The 26,907-nt window shown below is 68.3% G+C and carries 30 protein-coding genes, 1 tRNA gene and 2 pseudogenes; 14 read left to right on the top strand and 19 right to left on the bottom strand.

The genetic code is table 11. From position 1 onward, the window contains the following. The first annotated feature begins 108 nt into the window (after window positions 1-108). From ACQPWW_RS03780 to ACQPWW_RS03755, 6 genes are all read left to right on the top strand, one after another. Complete coding sequence (locus ACQPWW_RS03780) at window positions 109-621, top strand: SigE family RNA polymerase sigma factor (RefSeq protein ID WP_433129162.1); 513 nt, start codon at window positions 109-111, stop codon at window positions 619-621. Between the two features lie 11 nt (window positions 622-632). Beyond that, window positions 633-1,751, top strand: a complete 1,119-nt coding sequence (locus tag ACQPWW_RS03775; RefSeq protein WP_433129160.1) for a hypothetical protein — start codon at window positions 633-635, stop codon at window positions 1,749-1,751. Between the two features lie 112 nt (window positions 1,752-1,863). Beyond that, the gene (locus ACQPWW_RS03770; RefSeq protein ID WP_433129158.1) at window positions 1,864-2,349 is read left to right on the top strand and encodes a helix-turn-helix domain-containing protein; all 486 of its coding nucleotides are present in this window, start codon (window positions 1,864-1,866) and stop codon (window positions 2,347-2,349) included. A gap of 133 nt (window positions 2,350-2,482) precedes the next feature. After that, window positions 2,483-3,085, top strand: a complete 603-nt coding sequence (locus ACQPWW_RS03765) for a ClpP family protease (protein WP_433129156.1) — start codon at window positions 2,483-2,485, stop codon at window positions 3,083-3,085. A 71-nt stretch (window positions 3,086-3,156) separates the two neighbouring features. Next, on the top strand, window positions 3,157-3,918 hold the full coding sequence (locus ACQPWW_RS03760; RefSeq protein WP_433129154.1) for a hypothetical protein: 762 nt from the start codon (window positions 3,157-3,159) through the stop codon (window positions 3,916-3,918). 155 nt (window positions 3,919-4,073) lie between these two features. Beyond that, window positions 4,074-4,424 (top strand): DoxX family protein, encoded by a 351-nt coding sequence (locus ACQPWW_RS03755; RefSeq protein ID WP_433129152.1) that lies wholly within the window; start codon window positions 4,074-4,076, stop codon window positions 4,422-4,424. 42 nt (window positions 4,425-4,466) lie between these two features. Here the strand turns inward: ACQPWW_RS03755 and ACQPWW_RS03750 are convergent, their stop codons facing one another. Next, window positions 4,467-4,769, bottom strand: a complete 303-nt coding sequence (locus tag ACQPWW_RS03750) for a hypothetical protein (RefSeq protein WP_433129150.1) — start codon at window positions 4,767-4,769, stop codon at window positions 4,467-4,469. 129 nt (window positions 4,770-4,898) lie between these two features. On the opposite strand from ACQPWW_RS03750, the gene ACQPWW_RS03745 reads away from it, so the two are divergent. From ACQPWW_RS03745 to ACQPWW_RS03730, 4 genes are all read left to right on the top strand, one after another. Beyond that, window positions 4,899-6,320: an MFS transporter gene (locus ACQPWW_RS03745; protein ID WP_433129148.1), complete on the top strand. Its 1,422-nt coding sequence runs from the start codon at window positions 4,899-4,901 to the stop codon at window positions 6,318-6,320. Then, the gene (locus ACQPWW_RS03740) at window positions 6,317-7,270 is read left to right on the top strand and encodes a sigma-70 family RNA polymerase sigma factor (protein WP_433129146.1); all 954 of its coding nucleotides are present in this window, start codon (window positions 6,317-6,319) and stop codon (window positions 7,268-7,270) included. Before ACQPWW_RS03745 ends, ACQPWW_RS03740 begins: the two co-directional genes overlap by 4 nt. A gap of 559 nt (window positions 7,271-7,829) precedes the next feature. Then, window positions 7,830-8,249, top strand: coding sequence for a hypothetical protein (locus tag ACQPWW_RS03735; protein WP_433129144.1), 420 nt, complete (start codon window positions 7,830-7,832; stop codon window positions 8,247-8,249). A gap of 239 nt (window positions 8,250-8,488) precedes the next feature. Next, a complete protein-coding gene (locus ACQPWW_RS03730) occupies window positions 8,489-8,716 on the top strand; it encodes a hypothetical protein (RefSeq protein WP_433134780.1) in 228 nt (75 codons plus the stop codon). A gap of 204 nt (window positions 8,717-8,920) precedes the next feature. Here the strand turns inward: ACQPWW_RS03730 and ACQPWW_RS03725 are convergent, their stop codons facing one another. The 4 genes from ACQPWW_RS03725 to ACQPWW_RS03710 form a co-directional block, all read right to left on the bottom strand. Then, window positions 8,921-9,595: a GmrSD restriction endonuclease domain-containing protein gene (locus ACQPWW_RS03725; protein WP_433134119.1), complete on the bottom strand. Its 675-nt coding sequence runs from the start codon at window positions 9,593-9,595 to the stop codon at window positions 8,921-8,923. A gap of 509 nt (window positions 9,596-10,104) precedes the next feature. Then, window positions 10,105-10,177 (bottom strand) — tRNA-Arg (locus ACQPWW_RS03720). A gap of 359 nt (window positions 10,178-10,536) precedes the next feature. Then, window positions 10,537-11,100 (bottom strand): SUKH-4 family immunity protein, encoded by a 564-nt coding sequence (locus tag ACQPWW_RS03715; protein ID WP_433129142.1) that lies wholly within the window; start codon window positions 11,098-11,100, stop codon window positions 10,537-10,539. Window positions 11,101-11,200: 100 nt separating this feature from the next. After that, window positions 11,201-11,821 carry an ISAs1 family transposase gene (locus tag ACQPWW_RS03710; RefSeq protein ID WP_433134116.1) on the bottom strand — a complete coding sequence of 207 codons (621 nt, stop codon included), beginning with the start codon at window positions 11,819-11,821 and terminating at the stop codon, window positions 11,201-11,203. Between the two features lie 117 nt (window positions 11,822-11,938). Between ACQPWW_RS03710 and ACQPWW_RS03705 the strand changes: the two are divergent. After that, window positions 11,939-12,411: pseudogene (locus ACQPWW_RS03705) on the top strand (ISAs1 family transposase); the annotation flags it as partial. 237 nt (window positions 12,412-12,648) lie between these two features. Continuing rightward, window positions 12,649-14,040 (top strand): dihydrolipoyl dehydrogenase family protein, encoded by a 1,392-nt coding sequence (locus tag ACQPWW_RS03700; RefSeq protein WP_433129140.1) that lies wholly within the window; start codon window positions 12,649-12,651, stop codon window positions 14,038-14,040. Here ACQPWW_RS03700 and ACQPWW_RS03695 read toward each other — a convergent pair. The 7 genes and pseudogenes from ACQPWW_RS03695 to ACQPWW_RS03665 form a co-directional block, all read right to left on the bottom strand. Continuing rightward, window positions 13,928-14,305 (bottom strand): hypothetical protein, encoded by a 378-nt coding sequence (locus ACQPWW_RS03695; protein WP_433134114.1) that lies wholly within the window; start codon window positions 14,303-14,305, stop codon window positions 13,928-13,930. The two genes, ACQPWW_RS03700 and ACQPWW_RS03695, sit on opposite strands and share 113 nt — an antisense overlap. Before the next feature lie 159 nt (window positions 14,306-14,464). Further along, window positions 14,465-14,614: a hypothetical protein gene (locus ACQPWW_RS03690; protein ID WP_433129138.1), complete on the bottom strand. Its 150-nt coding sequence runs from the start codon at window positions 14,612-14,614 to the stop codon at window positions 14,465-14,467. Continuing rightward, window positions 14,611-16,440: a glycoside hydrolase family 15 protein gene (locus ACQPWW_RS03685; protein WP_433129136.1), complete on the bottom strand. Its 1,830-nt coding sequence runs from the start codon at window positions 16,438-16,440 to the stop codon at window positions 14,611-14,613. Before ACQPWW_RS03685 ends, ACQPWW_RS03690 begins: the two co-directional genes overlap by 4 nt. Before the next feature lie 494 nt (window positions 16,441-16,934). Further along, complete coding sequence (locus tag ACQPWW_RS03680) at window positions 16,935-17,438, bottom strand: transposase (protein ID WP_433134112.1); 504 nt, start codon at window positions 17,436-17,438, stop codon at window positions 16,935-16,937. 53 nt (window positions 17,439-17,491) lie between these two features. Next, a pseudogene (locus tag ACQPWW_RS03675) lies at window positions 17,492-17,821 on the bottom strand (transposase domain-containing protein); the annotation flags it as partial. Between the two features lie 489 nt (window positions 17,822-18,310). Beyond that, the gene (locus ACQPWW_RS03670) at window positions 18,311-19,084 is read right to left on the bottom strand and encodes a transposase family protein (protein WP_433129134.1); all 774 of its coding nucleotides are present in this window, start codon (window positions 19,082-19,084) and stop codon (window positions 18,311-18,313) included. A 124-nt stretch (window positions 19,085-19,208) separates the two neighbouring features. Then, window positions 19,209-20,108, bottom strand: a complete 900-nt coding sequence (locus tag ACQPWW_RS03665; protein WP_433129132.1) for a quinone oxidoreductase family protein — start codon at window positions 20,106-20,108, stop codon at window positions 19,209-19,211. A 166-nt stretch (window positions 20,109-20,274) separates the two neighbouring features. On the opposite strand from ACQPWW_RS03665, the gene ACQPWW_RS03660 reads away from it, so the two are divergent. Beyond that, window positions 20,275-20,619 carry an ArsR/SmtB family transcription factor gene (locus ACQPWW_RS03660; protein ID WP_433129130.1) on the top strand — a complete coding sequence of 115 codons (345 nt, stop codon included), beginning with the start codon at window positions 20,275-20,277 and terminating at the stop codon, window positions 20,617-20,619. Here ACQPWW_RS03660 and ACQPWW_RS03655 read toward each other — a convergent pair. Then, window positions 20,589-20,810 (bottom strand): hypothetical protein, encoded by a 222-nt coding sequence (locus ACQPWW_RS03655; protein WP_433134110.1) that lies wholly within the window; start codon window positions 20,808-20,810, stop codon window positions 20,589-20,591. The genes ACQPWW_RS03660 and ACQPWW_RS03655 overlap by 31 nt on opposite strands. Before the next feature lie 36 nt (window positions 20,811-20,846). Continuing rightward, on the bottom strand, window positions 20,847-21,311 hold the full coding sequence (locus ACQPWW_RS03650) for an IS3 family transposase (RefSeq protein WP_433129128.1): 465 nt from the start codon (window positions 21,309-21,311) through the stop codon (window positions 20,847-20,849). 300 nt (window positions 21,312-21,611) lie between these two features. Here ACQPWW_RS03650 and ACQPWW_RS03645 point away from each other — a divergent pair, with 300 nt between their 5' ends. Beyond that, the gene (locus ACQPWW_RS03645) at window positions 21,612-22,097 is read left to right on the top strand and encodes a MaoC family dehydratase (RefSeq protein ID WP_433129126.1); all 486 of its coding nucleotides are present in this window, start codon (window positions 21,612-21,614) and stop codon (window positions 22,095-22,097) included. 560 nt (window positions 22,098-22,657) lie between these two features. Here ACQPWW_RS03645 and ACQPWW_RS03640 read toward each other — a convergent pair. From ACQPWW_RS03640 to ACQPWW_RS03620, 5 genes are all read right to left on the bottom strand, one after another. Continuing rightward, window positions 22,658-24,277 (bottom strand): MFS transporter, encoded by a 1,620-nt coding sequence (locus ACQPWW_RS03640; RefSeq protein WP_433129124.1) that lies wholly within the window; start codon window positions 24,275-24,277, stop codon window positions 22,658-22,660. Between the two features lie 335 nt (window positions 24,278-24,612). Then, window positions 24,613-25,191: an alpha/beta fold hydrolase gene (locus tag ACQPWW_RS03635; RefSeq protein ID WP_433129122.1), complete on the bottom strand. Its 579-nt coding sequence runs from the start codon at window positions 25,189-25,191 to the stop codon at window positions 24,613-24,615. Window positions 25,192-25,332: 141 nt separating this feature from the next. Beyond that, the gene (locus tag ACQPWW_RS03630; RefSeq protein WP_433129121.1) at window positions 25,333-25,731 is read right to left on the bottom strand and encodes a hypothetical protein; all 399 of its coding nucleotides are present in this window, start codon (window positions 25,729-25,731) and stop codon (window positions 25,333-25,335) included. Further along, on the bottom strand, window positions 25,728-25,988 hold the full coding sequence (locus ACQPWW_RS03625; RefSeq protein ID WP_433129119.1) for an alpha/beta fold hydrolase: 261 nt from the start codon (window positions 25,986-25,988) through the stop codon (window positions 25,728-25,730). The genes ACQPWW_RS03630 and ACQPWW_RS03625 overlap by 4 nt, the downstream gene beginning before the upstream one ends. A 130-nt stretch (window positions 25,989-26,118) precedes the next feature. Continuing rightward, window positions 26,119-26,844 carry an alpha/beta fold hydrolase gene (locus ACQPWW_RS03620; RefSeq protein ID WP_433129117.1) on the bottom strand — a complete coding sequence of 242 codons (726 nt, stop codon included), beginning with the start codon at window positions 26,842-26,844 and terminating at the stop codon, window positions 26,119-26,121. Window positions 26,845-26,907 lie beyond the last annotated feature (63 nt).

The following is a 26,907-nucleotide window of genomic DNA, read 5'->3' as shown; positions in this document are numbered from 1 at the left end:
GCACGTGCGGGTTGCGCGGAGCGGACAACCGGCACGCCTGCCGCACCCGACTACCTGATGACAACGACGAACCGGTGCAGGCCGGCAGACGGAGGGGGCGCGACCCTCGTGACGACCAGCGGCGGACGGCGAGCCGAGGCCGACGACGACTACACCGAGTACGTCCGATCCCGGATGGTCCAGTGGCGACGGACCGCCTACCTGATGTGCGGGGACTGGGACCGGGGCGACGACATCCTGCAACGCGTGCTCACCGAGCTGTACCGCTCCTGGGCGCGACTGCGGCAGGCCGACCATCTGGACGCGGTGGTGCGCACGATGCTGCTGCGGCGGCTGATCGACGAACGGCGGTTGCGCTGGGCGCGGGTCCGGCTCGGCACCGCGCTGCCCGACGTGTCGACGGCCGCCGCCGACCCGACCGACCGGATCACCCTGGTCGGCGCGCTGCGGCAGGTGCCGCCGCGCCAGCGGGCGGCACTGGTCCTGCGGTACTTCCAGGATCTCAGCGTCGAGGAGACCGCCCGGGCCATGGGCTGCTCGGCGGGGACCGTCAAGAGCCAGACGGCCAAGGGGCTGGCCACCCTGCGCACCCTGCTCACCCCCAGCCTGACCGGCAACTGAGAGGAGCGACGATGCTAGACGAACACCAGATAGGCGACCTGATGCTGGCCGAGATCGAGTCGGCCGAGCGGCCCTCCGCGGTGTTGGACGTGGACCGGGCGATGACCACCGCGCGGCGACAACGCCGCCTCGCCCAGGGAGCGGGTGGCGCGCTGCTGGCGGTGGCACTGACCGTCGGCGGGCTCACCATCCCCGACCTGATCAGTCCGGACCGCCCGGCCGACAAGGCCCCGATCGGCGCCGCGGCCAGCGAGGGCCAGACCGGGCTGCCGGCCGCGCTCACCACCGTCGACCCCCAGCGGGTGTACGTCCGCTTCGGCTGGCTGCCGGAGGGGTTGCGCAACCTCAACTACCAGGCGGGTCTGCTCCTTTCCGGCACCGGGGTGTACCTCGGCGCCCACAACGGTGGCGCCGACGACAAGCGGCAGTTCGTCGCGGTCTCGCTGCTGCCGAAGGGCGTACAGCCGTCGGCACCCCAGCGGGACAGCGCTGAACCCGCAGTGGCCGGTGACACAGTTGCCGGCCCCGAACTGAACGGCGGGCCCAGCGTCTTCGCCAGCTACTCCGGCGCCGAGCAGCCGGAGGCGATCCTGCGCTGGCGGTACGCCCCGGACGGCTGGGCGCAACTCCGGGTGGTCGGGGCCGGACCGGACGTACGCGAAACGGCGACCCGGGTCGCCCGGTCGCTGCGCTTCGGCGCGGACCCCGTCCCGACGCCGGCGACAGTCACCGGCGTGCCGACCAACCTGCGGCTGATCACCGCCAGCGTGAGCGAGTCACTTGACGAGCCCAGGTCCTGGGACGTCGGATGGACCTGGACCCGGGAGCCGGCCACCGCCGAGCCCAAGTGGCAGCGGGCCCGCACCCTGGCCGTGGTCGTCTCCCGCTACCGCAACGTCACCGACCCGGCCGACAGGTTGTTCGTCAACCCGAACACCACGCTCGACGGGCACCCGGCCCGGTTCAGCAGCGGGGACGGCAACGAGTCGCTGACCGTCTACGACGTCAACGGGGCGAACGTGTCGATCGACGACAGCGGTCTGCTTCCCACCGGTGGGACCCGGGCGCTGTTCCCGGCGGTCAAGCTGGTCGCCGAGCCGGCCTCCTGGCACAGTCACCTGCGCCAATGAGGCCCCCGGGCCCGCGCCGGCGAGCGGCGCGGGCCCGGATGGGTCGGCCCGGACGGCCGGGGACGGGCATGATGAGGGTGTTCCCGACGACGACCGCGAAAGTGAGGCCGGCATGTCGTTGCTGCGACGAGTCATCGGCGGAGTGCTACGCCGACTGCGCCAGAGCCAGGGCCGCACGCTGCGCGAGGTGGCCGCCACCGCCGGAGTCTCGGTGCCCTACCTGTCCGAGGTGGAACGGGGCCGCAAGGAAGCCTCGTCGGAGGTGCTCGCGGCGATCTGCCGGGCGCTCGGCATCCGCCTGTCCGACCTGCTGGAGGAGGCGCGCGACGACCTGCGGCGGGTCGAACCCCGCATCCCTGCCGCACCACGGGCGCACCTCACCCGGACCGAACGGGCCGAGGTCGCCCGACGCGACGCGAGCCAGCACGCCCTACGGACGAGCAGGCCGGTCCTGCACCGGGCGCCCGGGGCGAACGGCCCGACCCTCTGCGTCGGGGCGATGGCCTCCGCTGGTGGCTCCCGCCCCGGTCCGCGTACCGCCGCCCTGCGGGGTTGCGCGTGGACCCCGGCGGGCGCGCGGCGGCTGACCGCCGCGTAGGCCGCCCGGTTCTGCCGTCGGCGGATCTGCCGCCGGCAGAATCACTGGGCCGACGACCGCCGTCGCCCGCACGCTGAAGGGGCCGGTCCATCGGGCGGTCCCACCGCTCGCCGGCGTGGTGGAAGGCGGCAGCATGATCTCCTCCGGGGTACGGATGCTGGACGGCGCGCAGCCGTCCTTCGGCGACCAGGTGTTCGAGCGGCTGCTGCGGGAACGGATCGTCTTCCTCGGCACCGAGGTGACCGAGGAGTCGGCCAACCAGATCTGTGCGCAGATCCTGCTGCTCGCCGCGGAGGACCCCGACCGGGACATCTTCCTCTACATCAACTCGCCGGGTGGGTCGGTGAGCGCGGGCATGGCGGTCTACGACACGATGCGCTACGTCCGCAACGACGTGGCCACGCTGGCGCTCGGGTTCGCCGGCTCGATGGGGCAGTTCCTGCTGTGTGCGGGCGCCGCCGGCAAGCGGTACGCGCTGCCGCACTCGCGGATCATGATGCACCAGCCGTCCGGTGGAATGGGCGGCACCGCCTCGGACATCACCATCCAGGCGGAGAACATGCTGCACGTGAAGCGGACGATGCAGGAGTTGATCGCCCAGCACAGTGGACGGACGCTCGCCGAGATCCAGCAGGACTGGGATCGGGACCGGTGGTTCACCGCCGAGCAGGCCCGAGACTACGGCCTCATCGACCAGGTGATCACCCGAGCCGAGCAGCTGCCGACGGTGGCCTGATCCGCCCTGACCTGCCGGCGCTGCCGCCACCGGCGAAAATCGGGTAGCGGTCGCCTATTAGGGTCACGTCTATGCGTCGACTGATTCCCACCCTATCGATAGCCCTCGCCGTCGCCCTCGTTGGCGGCTGCGGCACCAATTCCGGCGACTCCGCGGCGCCTGGCGCCTCGGCCGCCCCGTCCAAACTCGAGCCGGTCGCCGCCGTCAAGCAGGGCATGGACCGCAGCCTCGCGGGCACGCTCAGCATGCAGGCCTCGGTCAAGGCCGGCCCCCAGTCGATCACCCTCAGCGGAAAGATGGACCCCGTCGCCAAGGCGATCCACATCAGCGGCAAGGCTCCGGAGCCGATCGAGGTCCGGCTGATCGGTGACGCCGCCTACATCAAGTCGGAGTCCATGGAGGGCGAGAAGCCCTGGATGAAGATCGACCTCAGCAAGCTCAAGTCGACGAGCACGCTGCGCCAGTCGTTCGACTTCAAGTCGCAGACCGGCCTCGTCGGCGGCACCGTGTCCGCCCAGGAGGTGGGCGATGGCCGTTACACAGGCATCGCCGATCTCAACAAGGCGGCCGAGGCCGCCAGCACCGAGGCCGGAATGCGGGAGGGCATCGAGTCGTCCGCCAAGCTGGCGAAGGACCCGACGGCGATCCCGTTCGAGGCGACCCTCGACGCCGACGGACGCCTCACCATGCTCTCCTACACGATTGCCACGAAGTCGCTTGGTGACCTCGTCACCGAGATGCGGATGAGCGACTTCGGCAAGCCGGTCACTGTGGACGCCCCACCCGCCGGCGACACCGAGGCGGCCGACGAGGAGATGTACGCGTTCCTCTGAGCGGTCGACACATCGTCGGCGTCACCAGCGTGGGCTGCGGGTTCTTCCCGCAGCCCACGCCGCGTCAGACGGCGCTGTGCGCCAGCTCACAGCACCGCAGGTAACAATCCGCGGCACCGATCCGTCCTTGCGGCAGACAACCACAAGGAGGACACATGTTCGCCGCTTACGTCACCGTCACGATTCTCGCCGCGGTGTTCACCGGCATCGCCGCCGTCACCTACCTGATCGGCCACGACTATCCGAAGGCGCAGGCGGATATGAAGCGGGTGCCGCACTCCTGGCTGCCCCGCCTGGGCCTGGCGCTGGCCGCGGGCTCGCTGGGGCTGCTGGCCGGGTTCGCCGTACCCCTGCTGGGCACCCTCGCCGCCGCCGGCCTCGTGCTCTACTTCGTCGGCGCGCTCATCGCGCACCTGCGGGTGGGTTCCCGCCACCTGGTGGGGTGGGCGGTGTTCTTCTCCACCACGGTGGCCGCGCTGGCGGTGAACCTCAGCTACCACTGGTGATCCCTGCCGGCAGACCGATTCCGGAGGCGTCGGGCCGCAGGGTCAGCCGCCGACGGTCAGCACCGCCGCGGAGTACGAGCCGATCAGAGTGGCGTCGTCGCGGATGGGGCTGACGGCCAGACGCTCGCCGAGGGCGCGTTGGAACTCCTGGAAGGCGGTCAGTTCGGGGAGGCCGTCGCCGTCGACGACGTGGACGAAGGTCACCCCGTCAGCCAGCCGGAAGGAGCTGTACCGCAGGCCGGGCGGCGCCGTGGCCGCCAGTTCGGCGAAGACGTCCTCGATCAGGCGCTGGTTCTCGGCTGCCGCTTCGGGCGTGGTCTGGTAGCGAATCACTGCTGCACTCATCGGGCTCTCCTCGCTGGTCTTCTCGCTGTCACTACTACTGACCACGCGAAACCCGGAAACTCGTCGCCGCGATTACTTCGGCCCTCCGCCGCGGTCAGTACCAGTGACAGCGAACTTCTGGAGGACCCCGTGAGCAGCACGGAACGGACGACCGTCGAGCAGCGCTGGGTGCTGGGCCTGACCTCGATCGGCTCGTTGATGGTGGCGCTCGACGTCCTGGTGGTAGCGGCAGCGCTGACCACCATCAGGCAGGACCTCGGTGCCTCGATCGAACAGTTGGAATGGACGGTGAACGCGTACAGTCTCAGCTTCGCGGTGCTGCTGATCACCGCGGCAGCCATCGGTGACCGGTGGGGCCGGCGCCGGACGTTCGCGGCCGGCCTCGCCTTCTTCACCATCGCCTCGGTCGCCTGCGCGTTGGCGACCTCGGTGCCATGGCTTATCGCCGCCCGTGCCGTCCAGGGCATCGGCGCCGCCGCCGTGATGCCACTCGCGATGGGCCTGCTCGGCGCCGCCTTCCCACCCGAGCGCCGCGGCTGGGCGATCGGCATCTTCAGCGGTCTGACCGGCCTGGCCGTGCTGGGCGGCCCGATGATCGGCGGCGCCGTGACGGAGGGCCTGGCCTGGCAGTGGATCTTCTGGATCAACGTGCCGGTAGGAGCGCTTGCCGTCCCGCTCGCGCTTCGCAAGATCCCCGAGAGCTGGGGGGTGGCTCGTCGGGTGGACCTCCGCGGCGGCGTCCTGATCACCCTGGCCGTTCTCGGCATCGTCTGGGGCGTCGTTCGCGGCGGGATGGCAGGCTGGACCAGCCTCAACGTGATCGGCTCGTTCGTCCTCGGAGCCCTGCTGTTGCTGGCGTTCCTGGCCTGGGAGCGTCGCACCCCGCAGCCGATGGTGCCGCTGGCCTACTTCCGTTCGAGGGCGTTCTCCGCCGGTAATGCGGCAGGCTTCTTCCTCACCGCCGCGCTCTACGGCGCGGTGTTCTTCCTCGCCCAGTTCATGCAGGCCGCTCTCGGCTCCGGCCCGCTGAAGGCCGGGCTGCAGCTTCTGCCCTGGACCGCCACGCTCTTCCTGGTAGCGCCGATCGCGGGTCGCCTGGTGGACCGGATCGGCGAACGCCCGCTGGTCGTGGCGGGACTGGCTCTACAGGCGGTCGGCATGCTCTGGATCAGCGACGTCGCCAACGACTCCGCCCACTACTCCGGGCTGGTGCTGCCCCTGATCGTGGCCGGTTGCGGCGTGTCCATGGCGATGCCCGCGACGCAGAGCGCCAGTGTCGGTGCACTGCCGCGCGAAGCTGTCGGAATCGCCTCCGGCATCTACGCCATGATGCGGCAGCTCGGTGGAGTCGCGGGAGTCGCCGTCGCGGCCGCGGTGTTCGCCGCCGCCGGCGGCTACGAGTCCTTCACGTCGGGATTCACCCGGGCCTTGGCCGTGTGCGGTGTGCTGTCCTTGCTCGGAGCACTCTGCGGACTCGGGATCGTCCTACGGCCCAATCCTGATCCGGGAGCGGTGGTTGCTCGTCAGGAGCCGGTGGAGGAGTTGCGGTGAACCTGGAGGACGAGTTCGCGCAGTACCGGGGTGAGCTGGTCGCGCACTGCTACCGGATGCTCGGCTCACTGCACGACGCAGAGGACGCGGTGCAGGAGACGTACCTGCGAGCGTGGCGGGGGTTCACGCAGTTCGAGCAGCGCTCGTCAGTGCGAACCTGGCTCTACCGGATCGCCACTCGGGTCTGCCTGAGCGCGTTGCAGCACAGCAGCCGCAGAATGGTGCCATCAGCACTAGGTGCCCCTGGCGCCGATCCTGACCACCTGGGGGCGCCTGCCCTGGAGGCGACCTGGCTGGAGCCGTTCCCGGATCTCATGTCGAACGCCGACCCGGCTCAGGTCGTGGGGGCTCGGCAAAGCCTCAGACTGGCCATGGTTGCCGCGCTTCAGCACCTGCCGCCGCGGCAGCGCGCGGTACTGATCCTGCGGGAGGTCCTTGCGTGGCAGGCGTCCGAGGTAGCGGACCTGCTCGAAACGACGACAGCGGCGGTGAACAGTTCGCTCCAGCGGGCACGTGCGGAAATCGCCAAGCTCGCGCCGGTCGAGGACCAGATCAGCGAACCCGACGAACCCGCCCGCCGTGCGCTGCTCGACAAGTACGCCAAAGCCTTCGAGAAAACCGATCTGGTCGCGTTGGAAGGCCTGCTGACTCAGGACACCCGGTGGGAGATGCCGCCGATTCCCACCTGGTTCGACGGTCGCGAGGACGTGCTGCGTCTGCTCAGGGCGAAGCTGCTTCCGGGGGAGAGACGGCGAATCATGGTGGAGACGTCAGCGAACGGGCAGCCCGCGTTCGCCTGCTACAGCCGTGGACGGGACAACGCCTTCCACGCGCACACGCTGCAGGTGCTGACCCTGAGCAAGGACGGCGTCTCCGCCGTGCTGGCGTTCCACCGGGCCGATCTCTTCCCCCTCTTCGGCCTGCCGATCGACCGGCATCCAACGGAGTGAGGGCACGCCGGCCGCATGGGCTCGGATGACGGTCTTCCGAGTGAGTGACCGCGTCCACCAAAACTCTCGGAGACGGACGGCGGGCGCTTTCCCACCCGCGTTGTCCTGTCGGGGCGTACCGCGTGCGGTGCCCTGGTCGGGCGCCTACGACAGTTCCCACCAGGTGACCGACCAGGGCATTCGTACATCAAGTCGAGACGTCTGAGAAGGTGCCCCCGGCAGGATTTCGCACCTGCGACACACGGTTCAGGAAGGGCGACAGCTGCAGTCTCACCACTGCGGCCGGTACGTGCGCGCCTGAGATGCTTTCCGGCTCTCCGGTCAAGATCGTTGCACGCAACCTGCACGAAGCGCTGCGGACGCCCGAGGACGGCCGCAGGCGGCCCGCAGGGCGAGCCGCAAGCGTGACTACCCCTGCGTCGCAAAGATCAAGACGGCTGTCGGTCGGCGTCAGCCACTGCCGCTGACCTGCTCGACTTGTCGGCCGCCATCGCTGGTCACTCCTGCCCGTCAGCCGGCTTGGCTGGACGGATGGCTGTACAGCCACCTGCTGCGACGCATGGACAATGACCTGATGGCGGACGACAACCGCGTGGTGATGGCGATCGGCAAGCACGAGCTGAGGCTGGGCCTTGACCCTGGAGGGCATTGGATCGTCCTCTCGACAAAGGACGGCCGCCGCTGGACACCAGCCGAGAACATCCAGTCGCTGCTACCACTCCTGGAACAGCGCCACGAGGCCGTCACAGCCCTCGGCACCGAAGAGGCCTCCGATCCGCCTCCATGGGATGACCTTGTCCGCTACGCCCTGTCCTGCTGGTCCGACTACTGGGCGGGCCTGGCGCTCGGCTGGCTTGAGGACGGCTACCCAGCCGCTCCGTTCCGGGACACGGTGCGGTCCCTCAAAGATGCGCCTGAACGTACCGAGATCATTCGGCACCGGTCGCTGCGGCTCTGGTGCGAGTTGACCAAGCCCTGAGCGGGATCGTTGCTGAACCGGCCGCACCGCCAGTTTGAGGTCCCGCCTACTGGGGCGAGTTGACGCGATGTCCGAAGAGTCATGAGATCAAGATGGGCGACCCGACGACCTGGCCGAGTGGCCTCCTACCAGCGGAAACACCTCTCGACATCTCACACCACTTCCCTGCCATCCGCCAACCTCTTGCGGACCAGATGCGGACTGCGCGTCCCTGAGCGTTCGTGATCAAATTGCCGGCCATGGGGTGGGATGAGTGCCTGGCGGAGTTGCTGACCCAGCTCGGGGATCGCGGCCTGGTCGCCATGGTCAAGATGGACGGCGAACGCCGACGGGGCCGCTGGACGGTGCTGGTGTCAGGCAGCCCGCTAGGCGGGAACTTCGTGCGGTGGGACGGCGACGACTTGAACGCCGGGCTGTCGCGGGTGATAGCCCAGCTTCAGGAGCGGGTTCCCGGACTGCTCGACTGAGCTACGGCCTCGGGGTCAAAAGAAATCGTAATAGCTGGTCGGGTAACTGCTTCCCTGTCAACCTGGACTTCGCCGACGTCGGGAGCGTGATGAGCGGTGCCCGCAGCGCGTTGATGGGCATCGGCAGCGTCGGATCCAATGGAGCGCGACCCGGCCGGCCTCTGCCTGATTCGTTGGATTGGCCGGCCGGGTGGCGCGCGTTGGTCAGGAGGAGCAGGTGTTGAGCATGCTCTGCAGCGCGGACTTCTCCGAGGACTGCAGGGTGAGGCTCCAGCTGTACTTCACGGTGATCCACATCTTGCTGTAGGTGCACCGGTACGACGACAGGGACGGCTGCCAGGTGGAGGGGTCCTGGTCGCCCTTGGACTGATTGACGTTGTCCGTCACTGCGATCAACTGCGGGTGGCTCAGGTCGTTGGCGAAGCTCTGGCGGCGGCTGGTCGTCCAGGAGTTGGCGCCGGAGCGCCACGCTTCGGCCAGCGGCACGACGTGGTCGATGTCGACGTCGGAGGCGGCAGTCCAGGTTGCGCCGTCGTAGGGGCTGTACCAGCGGCCCGAGGTGGCCGCACAGGAACTGTCGACGACGACTGAGGTGCCGTCACGCTTGAGGACCTGCTCGCGGGTGTTGCAGCTACCACTGACCGTGATCCAGTGCGGAAACAGGTCACGCGAATAGCCGCTGGTCGAGCCTTGGGCCGCCACGGTAAGGGCATTGAGCTGCGACTGCGCCGTCGCCTTCGACGGGATGCCGGGAGGCGTGGCCGAGGCCGGCTGCGAATTCACGACGACCAGGCAGGTCCCCGCGAGAGCGGCCACCGCGATGGCGGCGGCGCGGTGCACGACACGCCGGAAGGGAGTGACAGGAGTTGCGGTTGGCATGAGCAGCAGCCTTTCGTCGGGGGGACAGCAACCGTCTCGGCCGACCATGTCGATCGACGGTCGCGCTCGTAAAGGCCGCCCGTCTAGTCATTGAGCACTTGGCATATTCCGCCGCCTGCGACCGTCGAGGCTCCTGTCCAGCAACGACGGTGTCAACTCCAAGAGGAGATCAGGCGGCCAGACACCATGAGGAACTCGGCCCAGTCTCCGGGGCGCTGCAGTTGGTGCCAGACTCGCTGGACGAGCAGGTGCGACGACTCGTCGACTGACTCAAGGCTCTAGCCCGCGTCAAGGCTCACGCCGCGTCGTTGCCGCCTCGCGTGTCCGCCACAACAGCCGGCAGCGGCCGGCGCGCGCCCCAGCCGCAGCGCGTGCGGCCCGTTGCGGGCCGCCTTGAAGACGTACAGAGGCCGCAAACGGCGGTTGAAGGTACATGTGGCTGCACAGGTCGACCGATCGACGCGGGAGCGTATCCGCTGGCCAGATGGTGTTTTCGCTGATCTTCGAGGTGCCCCCGGCAGGATTCGAACCTGCGACACACGGTTTAGGAAACCGATGCTCTATCCCCTGAGCTACGGGGGCGCGAGTGGTCAGTGTAACGACCTGCGGGTCGACCCGCGTTGGCAGGGAGTGACCCACGTTGACCTGCGTTGCCCCGCCGGTTGGCACTGCCGATGACCACACGCGGACCACAGCGATCGCACCAGCGACCATGATCATTAGCCCCGGCTGACCCGGGCTGGCACCGAGTGACCCGCGACGGCATCCGCTGGAGAGCACACGGCGAGCACATCACCAAGATCAAGTGTGCGGCGAATTGCCTCATACCGGGGATACTCAGGCCCTGCTCCGCTGCTTCACGTCTCAGCCACGCCTTGACACGCCGACCACCGCCCGAACTGAACGGCGTTGGTACTAGGCCACGGATGGGAGGACGTGCTTCAGGACCACATGCCGGCCGCCATGTCATCCAGCACCGCCGGCCAGACGCTGTCCCCGCTGAAGGGCAGCGGATCGCGTTCCTGCACCGAAGCGCGGATCCCATCCAAGGCCTTCGCGAGCCGCTCGAAGTCGTCCTCGTCGTCCTCGCTCCAGTCGAATTCCTTGAGAAGACGATGCAACGCGAAGGTGAGGTAGGCGAGAGAGAAAATATCCGTGTGAAGGTCCTGAACGGGACCACCGTTCTCGGAGAACCCGTGCACCTTGCCAGTCTCTGGGTCGAGCGCCAGGTGCGTCTGTGGGATCCAGCCGAACACCAGCCACGCCTCGCACCCGGGCGGAGCCTGGTACTCCGCGAGACCAGTCTTGTCGTCCACGGTGGGCAGTTGCCCGGAGTCCATCCGCTTCTGCGGCTGGAACACTCCGGCAGGAACGCCGACTGAAAGTAGTGCCTGCGCTGCCGCCGAGTCTTCCGGCATGTGTCGCAGAGAGCCGGGAGGTGCGAGAAAAATGGCTTCTTCGCCGAGCGACGAAACCATCTCTTCCCGGGAAAGTTCAAACAACATGGAAGCCTCGTTATCTCCTCGCCGCACAGCTACCGAAGGTAGCGTGCCCACTGAAGAGCTGGACCGGACGGCGATCTTTCCGGCAAAGTAGCGGTCAGGGTCATTGCGTAGTTGAGTAACTGCTGGTCATGGTGGTGATGAGGTCGTGGGGGCGGCGGTTGGCGCGGCGGGTGGCTCTGGCGATGTTGGTCTGGCCGTTGCTGCGGTGGAATCCGATGGCGGTGTTGCGCAGGACTGCTGCGATGGCGGGTCCGTTGCCGGTGCCGGCTCGGTGGGCGTCTTCGTGGAAGGTCACGTCACGGACCCAGTGCAGCCGGTTCTCGATGTGCCATTCCAGGCGGGCCCATTCCTGCAGGTCAGCGGGTTGGGCGTGGGCGGCGGGCAGAGACGCCACCAGGTAGACGGTCTCCCGGGCACGCTTGCCGGCGATCATGCGGGTGCGGGTGATCCGGACGGCCTGTTGGGCGTGGGGGAAGCCGATGCCGCCGGGAGTCCGGACGGTCAAGGCCTTGACGGTACGGGTCTCACGACGACCGTGGCCGGTGTCGCGGTGTTGGTTCCCGATCGGCACCTGAGCCCAGGGCAGTTGCTTGAGCTGCGCGAACAAGGTCGGCTGGTTGGCCTTGACCGACACGTACAGGTGCCCGCCAGCAGCGGCCACGGCTCGGGCGTGAGCGACCTGGGTGTGCAGCGCGTCCGCGACGATGACCACACCCGCCAGGCTGCCCAGCCGGGCCGTGACCTGCTCCAGCAGCGGGGCGAACGCGGGTATCTCGTTCGACCTCTACAGGTGTCGTGCTTGCCCCACTGCGGACAGCGGGAACTGAGCCGGTTGTGTCCGTTCGACCCGTTGACCGGCCGGTACCGGGTCCCGGACGAGCGGACCCTGCGCGACGCATACGCGAAAGTCGACCCCGCTGACCTGACCGCGGTCGGGTATGGGCATCTGGCCGCGCTGGCGCGGCCCGGGCCGGCACCGCTGACTCCGGACGGTGTCGGTGAGCGGGATCAGCGCCGCGCTCACCGTGCGCCCGCCGGTGATCCAACCCGCCGCGCCGCCATCGCGGTGGACGGCAAGTGTCTACGCGGAGCCCGCCGCCCCGACGGCGGGCAGGTGTTCATCTTGTCCGCGGTGCGTCACGCCGATGCGGTCACTCTCTCCGCCCGGCAGATCGCCGCGAAGACCAACGAGATCGGCGAGTTCGCCCCCCCCTGTTGGACCAGATCGCCGACACCGACCTCACCGACACGGTGGTCACCGCCGATGCCCTGCACGCCCAACGCGCCCACGCGGTCTACCTCGTCGAGCGATTCTCGGCCCAGCAGTCGACCACACGGCCCTGACCACGGGCTTCACCCGGCCAGGATCTCTAGACCAGGCGAATTACGCGGAACGCAGGGGTGTGGCGCTGGCCGTTTGGCTATCGTCGGGCTATCGGTCCGCGACGGGACACGGGCGGCGGTGGCTGAGCGCAATGAGGTCACACGTGCTCAGACGGGTGAGGGGACATCATGCGCGTTCTCGTTCTTGGCGGTGGACCGGCGGGCGTGAGCGCCACACTGCACGCCCGGGAGCTCGGTGCTGAGGTGACGCTCGTGGAAGCCGAGCAGATTGGCGGCACCAGCTTCAACAAGGGACCCGCGCCCGTGCGAACTCTGGCTCGCGCGGCCCGCCTCGTCCGCGACTCGGGCTCGTGGGGCCGGTTCGGGCTTCGAGGCGAGCCCCCTAGAGTCGACGTGCCCGAGATGCTGGCGAACGCGGACCGGGTCGCCCGGCATGCGCACGAACACAAGCGGATGGGCGACTCCCTGCGCGTCCAGGGCGTCGAAGTTGTCGACGAGGCCGGCGCCGCCCGGTTCATCGACGCGCACACGGTGCGGATTCCGGACGGGCGTGCTTTCCAGGGCGAAGCGGTGATCATGGCTGTGGGTGGCCGGCCGGGACGCCTGCCCATCCCCGGCGCGGAGCTGGCCTTGACGTACAACGACATCCGGACTCTGTCAGCGCTGCCGGGCTCCGTGGCGATCATCGGTGGTGCGGACACCGGTTGCCAGCTCGCCTCGATCCTGGCCGACTTCGGTGTCAGGGTGACAGTGGTAGAAGCCTCGCCCCGACTGGTGGCGCGGGCCGATGAAGACGTTTCGAGCGGCCTGGCCGATGTGTTCGAGCGTCGGGGAATCTCCGTTCTGTTCGAGACCTTCGCGGACAGCATCGAGCAACAGCCAACCGGGGTCGCCCTCAACGTTCGTAGCGGCGACAAGACATCTCGGGTCGAGGCGGACGCGGTGTTCTTCGCCGCCGGTTGGCCCAGCAACGCGGACACGCTCGACGCCGAAGCAGCCGGGGTGTCTATTGAGCGCGGCTACGTGAAGGTTGGCGACGACCTCCGCACCGCCGTCTCGCACATCTTCGCGGCCGGCGACATCAATGGTCTGAGCATGTTGGTGCCCAGCGCCTGGCACGAAGGGCGCATCGCTTCGGAAAACGCCGTACTCGGTACGCGGCGGCGCTTCACCCATGACATCGTTCCCACCGGCAGCTACACCGATCCCGAGTACGGGGGCGTCGGTCTCACTGAAGCGGAGGCGCGCGAGAAGTACGACTGCGCGGTCGCGGTCATCCGCTACCAGGACATGCTCCGGCCCGTGGCGGACGGCCGGCCAGAGGGCTTTTGCAAGCTGATCGTCGAGAGTCGGCGCCGTTACGTTCTGGGAGCCCATGTGCTCGGCGAGTACTCCGCAGAGGTGCTGCAGACCGCCGCCACGTGCATTGCCGCGAACCTGCGGGTCGAGCAGATCGCCGAGATGCAGTTCGCGTTCCCGACGTTCACCGAAGCCATCGGCCTGGCCGCACAGGCGATCGTGCGCGACCTCGGCATCGCCCCGCTCCCCCCGTCCTGGAGCGACCTGCGGCCCTTGCACGACCACGCAAATCGCTGACGTGTTGCTGGAGACCCAGGTCAAGGCTGTGCAATTCGCGTAGCGACTCGTCGGAGCGTACGGCCGGGCCGGTCGACCCGGCGGGATGGTGGTTCTGGAGCATGTCCTTGAGCGCGCCGACCCCGTCGTAGTAGTTGGCCCTACCTTCGAACGCGAGCGACTCCTCCCAGACGATCTCGATTTTGGCGATGTGGCCGCTGTTCCAGACGGACTCGAGAATCCGGTTGGAAAGCCGGCTGCCCAGCAGGTTCTGGCCCGTGGTCATGGCCAGGAAATGGGCGACGCGGAAGACGGCCTGCTCCGGCGCCACCTCGGCCAACAAGCGGTTGAGGCGGACCGCGCGGCCAGCAGTTCGTCCCGGGCTGACGCGGAGATGCCGGCGCAATGCCGGTCGAGCTGTCGTGATCCCCATCGCCGGTACTGGTCAGTCTGCCAGTTCTCGCGGCCGGCGCAGGTGAGTGAGCCGGAACCCCTGCGGGAGACACCTTTCAGCACGCAGGGTAGCCAGTGCCGGCAGCAGGAGACGGGCGGTCAGGTCCCCGGTCGCACCGAAGATCGCGAGGTGGTCGATCATGTCGATGCACTCTCCTTGGCCCGGGCGAGGTTCACCCCGCTCGCCACGATTCCGAGATGGCTGAACGCTTGCGGAAAGTTGCCGATGAGGCTTCCGGTCGACGGGTCGATCTGTTCGGACAGCAGACCGAGCGGGCTCGTCTTGGCGCAGAGCTTGTCGTACAGCGACTCTGCTTCGTCGAGGCGTCCCTGCAGGGCCAGGTTGTCGACGAGCCAGAAGCTGCACAGCAGGAACGCTCCCTCGTCTCCCGCGATGCCGTCGGACTGCTCGTCGTGTAGGTAGCGGTAGAGCAGGCCGTCGCCGGCGGACAACCGCTCGCTGACGGCCTTCGTGGTCGCGACCGTCCGGGGATGGTTGGCCGGGATGATGCCGCGCAACGGAAGGGCGAGCAGGCTGGCGTCGAGATTGCCACCGCCGTCGAGGTGGGCGCTGATGGTCTGTGTCTTCTCGTCCCAGGCCTGATGGAGGATCAGCTCTCGCAAGTGGTCCGCGCACCCCCGCCAGGCTGCCACCGGGCCGGGCAGTCCGAGGCGCTCACTCAGTCCAGCCGCCCGGTCGAGGGCCACCTGGCACAGACCGGCGGAGTAGGTGAAGATACGGCCCTCGCTACGCACCTCCCAGATGCCCTGGTCAGGGTTGCGCCATTCGTCTTGAGCGCTGTTGGCGAGCAGGGTGAGGCTGTCCCACAATGCGGGCCGGACCTCGCCGCCCGCGCGGGCCCACTGGTCGGCGCAGTCGAGCACCTCCCCGTACACGTCATGTTGGCGCTGGTCCGCGGCACCGTTGCCCCAGCGGGCCGGGGCCGAGCCCCGGTAGCCGGCCAACGCCACATCATCGAGCTCGTCGGGCACCAACGAACCGTCTACCGTGTACATGATGCGCGGCCGACCGCTACGTTCGAAGGCATCCAAAACCCAACCGAGAAACGCATCCGCCTCGTTGAGGAAACCGATACGCCGCATGGCGAATACGCTGAAAGCGGCATCCCGCACCCACGAGTACCGGTAATCCCAGTTGCGGACTCCGCCGACCGGGGCCGGCAGCGATGAGGTCGGTGCGGCGACGACAGAGCCGTTGACCCAGTCATCGCACATTTTCAGCGTCACCGCCGATCGCCGTACCAACTGCGACTGCGGGCCGGCGTAGTCGAACCGCGTCATCCACCGCTGCCAGGCGGCCACCGTGTGAGCCAGCAGTTCCACGGCGTCGAAGCGGTGGTGCCGGTGGATGCGCCCCCACGACAGGACGAGGTCGAGTCGCTCGCCCGAGCCGAGTTCGTACGTCGCGTGCGGCCCGGACAGCGGCCGGTTGGCGCGCAAGTGCAGCACGAGGTCGGACCGCCGAGCCGGTCGTAGCTCGATCCCGTCGAAGGAGGGTCGCGCCTGCGCGCCGTCGCGCGGCTGGACCTCGACCCGCAGCCTCACGGTGCCCTCAATCACCTCCGCCGAACGCACCAGTTCAGACCGGCCTGAGGGCATGTCGTCGCTGAGGTCCGCGCCCGCCCGCAGCGCCAACGCGTCGGTGACCCGGACTGTCCCCGTAGGACACCTCAATTCCGTGACGAGCACTCCGCTATCGCGCACATAGCGCTGCCGCGCCTCCCGGAGGTCCTCGGGCGCCACCGTGAACTGGCCGCCGTTGGCGTTGTCAAGGAGCCCGCAGAAGACCGGATCGGAGTCGAAGCGCGGCAAGCACAGCCACGGAATGCTGCCATCAAGGCCCACCAGCGCCGTCGTCTGACCGTCTCCCAGCAGACCAAGATCTTCGAGCCGATGGTAGCCGTCTAGGCGAGTGACCGGCCGGAACGCCGGGTCGAGATCGATCATGACCACCTCAGTCCACGTTCCGCATCGGTGTTGAGAGGACGCGCCCCGGTCAGAAGCTGACGAGGACCTTGACGACGTCGTCGAGCTTGTGGTCGGCGACCTCGAACGCCCGGGGCATATCGTCGAAGCCGAACTGGTGTGTCGTCATGTGGGTGGGTCGAGATCCCTGTGTTCGAGCACATTCAACACAGGCGTTGCATGCGCAGCCCGGCCGCCGGGACACAGCCCAGTCGCGAGTCCGAGGTACAGATCAGCGCCTTCGTCGTGCGTAACACCGCATCGTTCGGTCCAGGTTTTGGAACAGACTTGTCCATGAAACCCGTCTCACCGATACCGTGCATCACGAATGCCTTCATGTCCCCGCCCATCATCCGACCGAAGGTGTCGGGGCCGCCACGTTCCGAACGTAACACCGATCAAGTCGGCCCAGGGCTACTTTGGCAAGTCGTCGGTACTAGTACCAACGCCGTTCAGTTAGGGCGGTGGTAGGGGTGTCAAGGGTCGGGGCTGATGACGTCAATGCTGGTGGTGGCTTTGTAGCTGTGCCGGTCGATGGTCGGGCCGCGGGCTTGGTATTTCGAGTTCGAGCGTTTGATCATGCGGGTCTTGGTGCGTAGGCGGCGTTCGGGCAGCAGGTTCGCCAGGACATGGTCGCCGATGACGCCGACGAGGTCGATGACGGTGTCGGCGATGATCCCGGCGGCGTGCACGACTTGGTCGCGGGCGGTGTTGAGGGCGGTGGTGAGGCTGGCTCGGTCGGGGTCGAGGCCGGATTGGCTGTCGGTGGCGTCGGTCATAGCGGTGCGTAGGAGTTGGTAGACGATGAGCAGGGCGTGGATTTCCTGATCGATGCCGTCGGGGGTGCGGGCGCGTACCACGCGGCCGGCGAGGATCGAGGACTTCAGTTCGAGGTAGGCGGTCTCGATTTCCCAGCGTTCGTGGTAGATCCGGATCAGGTCGGTGGCGGGATGGGTGTGTGGGTTGAGCAGGGTGGTGATCAGCCGGTAGTCGCCGGTGTGGGTGCCAGCGGTGGTGGTGATGCTGTGCTCGTCGCGGCAGGACCGCGCAGCAGGTCGAACAGCGCCCGCACCGGTCGCGGGCCGAGGCGTTGCCGGGCCTGACGTAACGCGCTGCCGCTGGGCGCCACGATCGGTAGACCACGCAGGCCGCTGGTGAGTTTCGACCACACCTGCCGGTAGCCGAGTTCGGCGAACAGGCATCCTGCGAGCAACAGATACACCACGACCCGCGCCGGCAGCAGCCGGACCCGCGACTGCGTACGCCCGGTCGCGGTCAGCACATCATCGACCATCTCGAACGGCACCAGCCGGGTCAGCTCGCCCAGATGACCTGGCGCGAACACCCCTGCGGCTACCGTCATCGACCGGGATATGGCAATCTGACCTGCCAGCGGAGCTCCAGGTGTCAGGGCGTCTTAGAGTGACCACCCTCTATACCGGAGCTCCGCTGCTTCACGTCTCAGCCACGCCTTGGCACGCCGACCACCGCCCGAACTGAACGGCGTTGGTACTAGGTCCGGTGGTGCGGGGCTACACGGAACCCGTGACCGGTGTAGCCATGACGACCGCCGGACCAAGCTATCGTCTGCGGCAAGGGACGTCAGCGGTCAGCCTTCACCTCGCATGGCCCTTGGTGAGCCCTCGTTGATCAATCTCGAAGCGCACGCTTCTGCCGCCATTGGTGCGCTGCCGGGTGGTGCAGGTCAGGCGCCGAAGCCTGGTGCGCGATTGAGGTGGGGGCGCGTGTGCCTGCGCTGTCCTGCTGTTGATCTTTATCGCTTTGCGGTGCGGTCGGAGACCAGGCTGGCGATGGCCTGGAAGGTCTCCTCGAAGGAGTCACAGCAACCGATTCAGCGTTGCAGGGGCCGCCACTGCTTGGGTTCGGCGATGGCGTGTTCGACGCAGATTCGCTGCGAGGACTGCCGGTGGCGGGCGTGCTCGTACGCGGCGGCCTGCTCGGCAGTGGCGTCCTTGCTCGGCTTCTTGGGCGGGGTGGTGACCTGCCCGGGGAAGTCACGGGACAGGCCCTGGTACCCCGTGTCAACCCGCGCCTTCACGTCGGTGTGGCGGCGCAGGAGATCCTCGATCCCTTCGGTGCGTAGCGCGGTGACGTCGTGCATCCGCCCCGGCCGGATCGCGCCCGTCCACAGCAGCCGGCCGTCGCCGTCGCTGATCACGGTGGGCTTCATCGTGTTCTGCTTCTTCTTGCCCGACACGAATGCCCGCCGTCCGGGCTTGTGCGCCGCGGGGCGCCTGACCTGCACCTCGGTGCCATCGATGCGCAGCTCGACTCCCTCGGCGTCGGTGTAGGCGAACACATCGGCCAGGGTACGTAGCCGGATACCGGGCCGCCTGGGGACCGCGAAGTCCGGCTGGGCCAGCAGCGGACGGACCTCGTGCACAGCTCGGGTGATCGTCGAACGATCCACCCCGTACAGCACCCCGAGGGCGGCGTGCGGGAGCTGGAACCGCAAGATGACCAGCGTCGCGATCACCCGGTCGACGAACGGCAGCGCGTGATCAGGGCCAGCCCTCTTGGCCCGCAGCCGGTCACGACCGCCACGCCGATCCCGCAGCTGTGACTCCAACTGCGCCAGCCACGGATCAGCTAGTTCCTCGATCAAGCCACCCAGGTGTTCTCTGGAGATCCCGGTCAGGACAGGATGAGACAGGACAGCACAATCGATGACCTTCACAACCAGGCATCGTGCCGCCCACCTACGACGTTTGATCAACACGCCGAAGGGGTCATCCCTGAAGGTGAGCGACGTACTTGCCGTCGCCGCGGCCCTCGGCGAGCAACTGGTGGACCGCGGGCACGTCCGCGAGCGAGCCGACTTCGGTGATCGCGACGTCCAGTCGACCTTCGGCGATCAGATCAAGGACCCTGCGCAGGCCGGCGGCGGCGCGGCGCGGCGCTGTGGCCCACAGGCGGCTGATGCTGAAGCCGCTGATGGCGAGATTGCCGCCGATCAGCCGTCCGGCCGGTGGCAGCGCAGCCTGGTCCCCGCCGCCAGCGTTGCCGAACAGGACGATCCGGCCGCCGGGAGCGGCGACTCCCAGATCAGTCTCGATCATGGTGGTACCCAACGGATCGAGCACAATGTCCACCCCGGCGCCACCGGTCGCTGCCCGCACCGCCTTGGTCAGGTCCTCACTCCGCGCCACCGCCACGTCATACCCGCTCTTGAGCGCCGAGGCGACCTTGTCGGGGCGGCCCACGGTGCCGATGCGCAGCCCTCCGCCGAGCGCCGGCACCAGCTGGGCGACGGCGCCTCCGACGCCTCCGCTGGCCGAATGCACCAGCACGGTTTCGCCCGGACGGAACCGGGCGGCGTCCTCCAGGAGGAGCAGCGCGGTCGTGAGCATGAGCGGGGCCGCCGCCGCAACCGATGACGGGACCTGGTCGGGCACCGGCACCACGAACTCGGCCCGCACTAGCACCACGTCGCCGAGGCCGCCGCCCGCGGTGAACGCGGCCACCCGCTGGCCCACGGCCAGGCCCGTGACATCGGGGCCGATCTCCCGGACCGCTCCGGACACCTCCAGGCCGGGCGCGTACGGCCAGGCACCGACATAGCCGGCGTCACCGCGGCGGGCCATCACGTCGAGGAAATTGATCCCGGCATACACCACGTCGATCGTCACCTCACCCGGCCTCGGTCGGGGCTCCTCGATCTCGCGCACCTCCGTACGGTCCACCCCTTGCGACGGCCCGATCATCATCAACGCGTGCATGACAACTCCTTCGATGTTCGTCGTATGACGAAAACCGTACCTGGTTGTACGATGATTGTCGAATGAAAGGTGTGAGATGCCAAGATCACAGCGCCGCCGCCCGACGCTCATCCATCCGGAGCCGAACGAGTTCGACCTGCTGGACATCCTGCACGCACTGTCCGACCCAACCCGGATGACGATCGTGCAGACATTGCGCGCCGCACCCGAGCGCGCCTGCGGCACCTTCCCCGTGGACGTCGCGCCCTCCACGCTCACCCACCACTTCCGGGTACTACGCGAGGCCGGAGTCATCCGCCAACGGGAGGACGGCAACCGCCGGTGGACCGCGCTGCGTGGCGAAGACCTTGAAACCCGCTTTCCCAGCCTCCTGGACGCGATCGTGACCGCCTATGAAAGCGGGCTCACGCCGCCCCGATGAGCGCAGTCAGAAGCAGCGAGGCATTCACACCCCGTGTGCTCTCCGGCTATCGCGCACCAACTCGTAAGCTGAGTCCCGCAGTCCGAGTGATGAATGAGCTGATCACGGGCGGGTCGGCGGTGCTGGATGACCATGCCGACCGCGTCGAGGATCAGTTCGGTGCGCAGGTGGTCGGCCCTCGCCCAGCCCACGACCCAGCGTGAGTAGGCGTCGACCACGACGGCGAGTTAGAGGAACCCTTCCCAGGTGCGCAGGTAGGAGATGTCGGCGACCCACAACCGGTTCGGGGCGGTCGCGGTGAACTGGCGCTGGACCAGGTCCGGCGCGGTCGCGGTGGACGCGGCCTTGCGGCGCGGTTTACCACGCCGCCGGCGGTGGGCGCCCTCGATGCCGGCCAGGCGCATGAGTCTCGCGACCGCCTTGCCGTTCCAGTGGTGGCCGCGTTCGTGCAGCTCGGCGGTGAGCCGCCTGGCGCCGTAGACGCCGCGGTGCTCTGACCACGCCTGCTGGGTGATCTCGACGCGCTGCTGGTCGTGGCGTTCCCGCTCGGCAGCGCGGTGGCGTCCCTGCCGAAGCCAGTCGTAGAAGGCGCTGTGGCCGGTCGCTGGGCCGGCCGCCGTCGCGTTCCTGCCGCAGTCGGTCGACCCAGTTGCGCAGCGTCTCGAAGCGCTGACGGCGACGCCGTGGCGCAACGGGCGAACCCCGCGAGCACCAGCCCGGCATTGCCGCAACCAAAGACCATCAACGCAGCGAGCATGTGGAGGCTGCTGTGGCGGTCTGCCGGGCAGGCGCCCGCCAGACCCAGTCCGACCGTCCCAAGCAGCATCATCGACTGCCCCGCCAGGATGCAACACAGGCGCGCGATGTACGCCGGCTCCGGCGGTGTGCCGCGGGAAGCTTGGTCGTGTGGACATCATGAGCTACCCGCACTTGCCGAACTGGGCAGTCGGATGACGGACGCCCGGGGCGCCATTGTCGGGAACGCTGTCACCATGACAACCTTCGATCCTGCTATGCACGCTGTCGTCCCGGAACGCACCTTCGAGGACCTGATGATCGGCGAGGTATTCAACGCGCCTAGCCGGACGGTGACCGACGCGCACGCCGCGGCTTTCCAGACGGTGTCCGCCGACAATCATCCGATCCACTACGACGCCGTTTACGCCCGCGCGCATGGGCATGCCGCACCGGTCGTGCATGGCCTGCAGGTTCTCGCGTTCACCGCACCCGGAGCGACGCTGTTCCCGCAGTACATCGGGAGTGTTTTTGTGGCCTTCGCCAGCCTGACGGCCGAATTCCATCGCGAGGTCAACGCCGGCGACACCCTCTACCCAAGCCTTAGGATCATCAGCCTGGAACCACGCGACGGCAAAGGGCTCGTGGCGACCCGGGCCACCGTCCACAACCAGCGTGGCGAGGTCGTGTTGTCCGGCGAACACCGCTACATCTTGAGACTGTCCCCCAATTCGGCGGGCTGAGGCGCCTGGACCCCGTCAGTGAAGCGACTTGTTGTCTTTCATCGCTGCGGTGGCGGGGTCTGCCTTCTACCGGCTTCACCATATGCGGAGCAGGCAGATCCGGATGCCGTGTAGGCGGCCTGGAGGCGGGGCGAAACAAGTCTGAGGCTGAAACCGAACCCGGGGGCGCCGGCCCGACCGCCCCAGTAGGGGCAGAACCTACCGGCCCGAGGATCTTGAGTGTTGCCGGCCGCACACGTCACAGTCGGTCCATTGTCGTGGCTTACCTCCGGGCGTGCGAGGACGATCCGGCGGACTTCCGCGCCGCCGGCGAGCAGGTCCAGGCGAGCCGCCCCTGTTCCGCCTGGACCTGTCAATGCCGGGCCTAGGCTGCGCAGGCCCCGAAATACATGTCGCGCAGCGCTGAGAAGCGGCCGATCAGCTACTCCGCCTTGTCGCAGTTCCTACCTCGCAACTTGCGCCGCCCTCATCAGTCGGTGCTCAATACCGGGAACTCGGCCAATCCGAGGAAGAGCGGACCGCCTGCCCGCCCAACACACCAGCGGGTCTCCGTGCCCCGTTCAGCGAGATCCCGGCGGCGTCCGATCAGATGGCAGGGTGAGAGCCAGCAATCGCTGTGTAGAGACAGCGTCGGCGAGCGCTTCGACGCGATGTCGTACCTGGTGGTCGTAGGGGGTCTGCCGGTGCTGGCTCAGGTCCACGTAGTCCGCCCACGAGGCGAACCGGTAGTGTTCGAGCAGCCATTGGGGGTCGGCGGTGTCGCTGAGCAGTGCCCAATGCGACGCGCCGGTGCGCAGGCGACTTCTACGCAGGTCGGTCATCGCGTCCAGGAAAGCTCCCCGATGATTGGCGGGAACCTGATATCGGACGATCAGCTCCACCGGATCATCGGCCCAGCCGACGAACGTGGCCTCGGGCAGCACCGCGTCGGGGATCGCGGTCCGGTCGCCGAGGTCGGTGCTGCGCAGCGGCAGCCACACACCGGCCACTGCGGTGGCCAGCAGCAGGATGCCGGCGGCGGCGAATACCCGGCTGATCCCGAGCCAGGTGGCAGCAGCTCCCCAAGCGGCGGCACTACCAGCGAAGACGCCGAACAGCACCATTTGGTAGACCGCGAGCGCCCGGGCTCGTACCCAGTCGGGGAGAAATGCCTGGGTGGTGGCGTTCAGGCCGGCGATCACGGTGATCCACGCAACGCCGATGGGTATCAGCACCACCACCGCGACGGTCGCGTCGCGGGTGAATGCCAGGGCGATGAGGCCCGCGCCGTACACAAGGCCCGCGACGGTCAGCTGACCAGAGGCGGAAAGCCTGCCTCGGAGCGCCGGCAGCAGGATCGCGCCGCCGACCGCTCCGGCACCCGCCGCGCCGAGCAGAACGCCGTATCCGGTGGCGCCAAGCCCGAGGCGTGCTTCGGCCAGTGGCGCCAGCAGCGCCCACAGAACATTGGCGGGAACGGCGAACAGCATGAGGCGCAGCAGGATTCGGCGAACTGCCGGAGCGTGCCACACGTATCGGCCGCCGGCTGCCAGGCTCGACCATGAGGCGGCCCGTACCGCGGACGCGGTGGTGTGCCGGGCAGCGGGGGCGGTTAGCAGGGCGACGCCGAACAGCGCGAAGGAGGCTGCGTTCAGGGCGAAGAGCCAGGCCACGCCGAGGTGGGCGAGAAGTAGCCCGGCGATCGCTGGTCCTACCGCCCGGGCCAGGTTGACCCCCAACGAGCTGAGCGCGGCGCCTTGGCCCAGCTCGGCGCGGGGCAGCAGGTCGGAGACCATCGCCTGGTACGCGGGCAGCTGGGCGGCCGCCCCGCACCCGAGTAGGAACGTGAACAACAGCAGGACATGCGGAGTGGTCTGCCCGGCCGCGGTCAGCAGCGCGAGCAGGCCGGCGAGGACCGTCTGCACCACCTGCACGGCCAGCAGCAGCCGCCTGCGGTCCAGGAAGTCGGCGACCACGCCGGCGGGAATGACCAGAAGCAGGACCGGGACGCTGGACGCGCTCTGCACCAGCGAGATCAGCAGGCTGGTGCTGTGGTGTTCGATAAGCAGCCACTGGCCGGCGACCGTCTGCATCCACGTGCCGACGTTCGCGATAAGGGCGGCAAGCCAGATCGTCCGGAACACCGGCCGGCGCAGTGGTGCCCACGCCCCGGTCCCCGGCTCACTGATGGGCGGCTGCATGCCGGTTTCCTTTGGTTGTGCCCCGGGCAGCCGGTGCGTCATTTGTGGTCCGGTTCCACAGCCGCACCGTGGCCGCCGTGGCCGGCAGGAACCAGGCCCGGTCCCGCAGGCGTCGAGTCCGGTGCCGGCCGCGGTAACGCCACCAGCCACTTCGAACAGGCCTTTCCAGCAGGGCCGGATCTCGTCCAGCGCGGCCCGTCTGCCACACGGTCATATCCATTCTCTTTTCGCGATAGCAGTGGTGAGCCGGTCTGGGCCGTGCCGCACCGCACCGCACTGCCCGGACCGGAGACGTCCGGCCCGCTAGGATCGGGCGGCGCGCAGGATCAGGTCGGTCACCGCGTCCGGGTGCGACACCATCGCCGCATGCGAGCTATGGATCTGCACGGTGTGGCCTTTGGCCGGTTCGGGTAGGCGCGGGTGACCAGGTGTGACACCAGCACCGAGTTGTCACCGCTGGCCAGTGCTCCGGCCTGGGCGATCGTCTCACCCTGGTCAGGGGCGTACGCGGCGATGTAGACCAGCGATGTGACGTTCGGGATGCCGGTCGCCGCGTTGGTGATCACGGCGCCGGCGTAGGAGTGGCCGACCAGCACGATCGGGCCGTTGACGGTGGCCAGGAAGCTTTTGAGGTACCCGGAGTCCTCGTCGAGTCCGCGCAGCAGGTTCGGCGGGGCGATGACGCTGTATCCCTTGGCCTGCAACCGGGCGGTCACGCCGTCCCAGCCGGAGGCGTCCGCCCAGGCGCCGTGCACCAGCACGACGGTCGGCTTGGCTTCCGCCGGCCTGGTGACGGCGGTGGTGGCCGGGGAGCTGGCTGACGCGGCGACAGGCAGCAGGGTGAGCACGGACGCGGCGACGACGCCGGCGATGGCCAGTGGCTTCCAGCGCCGGCCGGTGGTGAGGTTTCGCATGGATCGAGCTTGCGGCCCTGTCGAGGCGCTGCCATCGGTCGGTCGACTCACGGATCTCGGACCGGATCACCGGCGGCGTCTTGCACACCAAAACGACCGTGCCCGCCGGTACAGACCGGCGGGCACGGTGTCAGTAGCGGGTCAGCTCTTCCAGAACTCGGGCAGGTCCAGGTCCAGCTCCTGCTGGTACGGGCCGGCGATGCCATGCGGTGCCCCCGGGTAAACCTTCAGCGTCGCGTTCTTGACCAACTCGATTGATTTGAGCGTGGCGTCGGCGATCGGCACGATCTGGTCGTCGGTGAAGTCGGTCTCCGAGAACGCTTTCACGCAGTCGTAGACGGCGGCGAAACCGGCCTGCATGCCGAGGCGCCAGAACTGGTCGCGCTGGCCCTGCGAGATGGTCGAACCTGGCCGGTTCGTACCGAAGAACGGCTCCGACAGGTCCTGGAAGAATTGCGAGCGGCCGGCGAGGACCCCGGCCCGGATGCCGTCGAAGACTTCGATCGGTGTGCCCTGCGGGCTGGTGTCCGATTTGATCATGACAGGCGGGACCGCGTCGACCGTGGCGAGTTTCGCCACCCGGCCGACGCCGTGCCGTGCCGCGAACCGGACCACTTCACCGCCGCCGGTCGAATGGCCGACCAGGATGATGTTTCCAGGTTCAGGGCGCGGACCAGGGCGTCGAGGTCCTCGGCGTAGGTGTCCATGTCGTTGCTGTGCCAGGTCGGCGTCGACCGGCCATGGCCGCGCCGGTCATGCGCGATGGCCCGGAAACCGTTGTCCGCGGCCAGCTTCATCTCGACGTCCCAGGCGTCGCCGCTCAGCGGCCAGCCGTGGCTGAAGATGATAGCTGCCCGGTACCCCCGTCCTTGTAGAAGATGTCGGTGCCGTCGTACGTGGTGATGAATGGCATGGTGGTTTCCTCTTTCAGGCAGCGGTGGGAGTGACGGCGGCCAGGGCTTCACGGATGATGTCCGCGACCTGCTTCGGGTGCGACAGCATCACCAGGTGCGAGGAGTCGATCTCGGTGACCGTCGCGCCGGCCCGCTGATAACCGAACCGCTCCACGTCCGGGTTGATCGTGTGGTCCGAACTGGAGACGACGCCCCAGGACGGCTTGGTCCGCCACGCCGCGACCGGCGCCGGCTCACCGAAAGCGAACCCGGTCAGCGGGCGCTGGGAGACGGCCAGCACCTGGGCCAGCTCCGGGTCGACGTCGTGAGCGAAAATGGCCGGGAACTTCTCGACGTCTACCGATACGTCTGTGCCATCCTCAGCGCCCGGCACCGGGAACTTCGTGTAGACCAGCGCCTGCGCCAAGTCCGAGTCGGGAAACCCGCCCTGCAGTTGGCCAAGGCTCTCGCCCTCGGCCAGGGCGTAGCCGGACAGGTAGACCAGGCCCTTGACGTTCTCCTCGACGCCGGCCACGGTGATCACCGCGCCGCCGTAGGAGTGCCCGACCAGCAGCACCGGCCCGCCGATCTGCCGGATCACGGAGGCGATGTACTGCGCGTCGCCGGTCAGGCTGCGGTTCGGTACGGCCGGGGCGACAACCTTGACGCCGCTGCCCAGCAGTTCCGGGATCAGCTTCGCGAAACTCGACGCGTCCGCGAACGCGCCGTGCACGAGGACGACAGTGGGGGTAGTGGACATGCTGGGTGCTCCTTCGTCGTAGAACAGCTACGAGAGGATCGTTTCCTGAATCCGGCCCGCTGC

The organism is Micromonospora sp. CA-240977 (assembly GCF_050942285.1).
Lineage (GTDB): Bacteria > Actinomycetota > Actinomycetes > Mycobacteriales > Micromonosporaceae > Micromonospora.
This window is presented reverse-complemented; position numbering and strand designations above follow the sequence as displayed.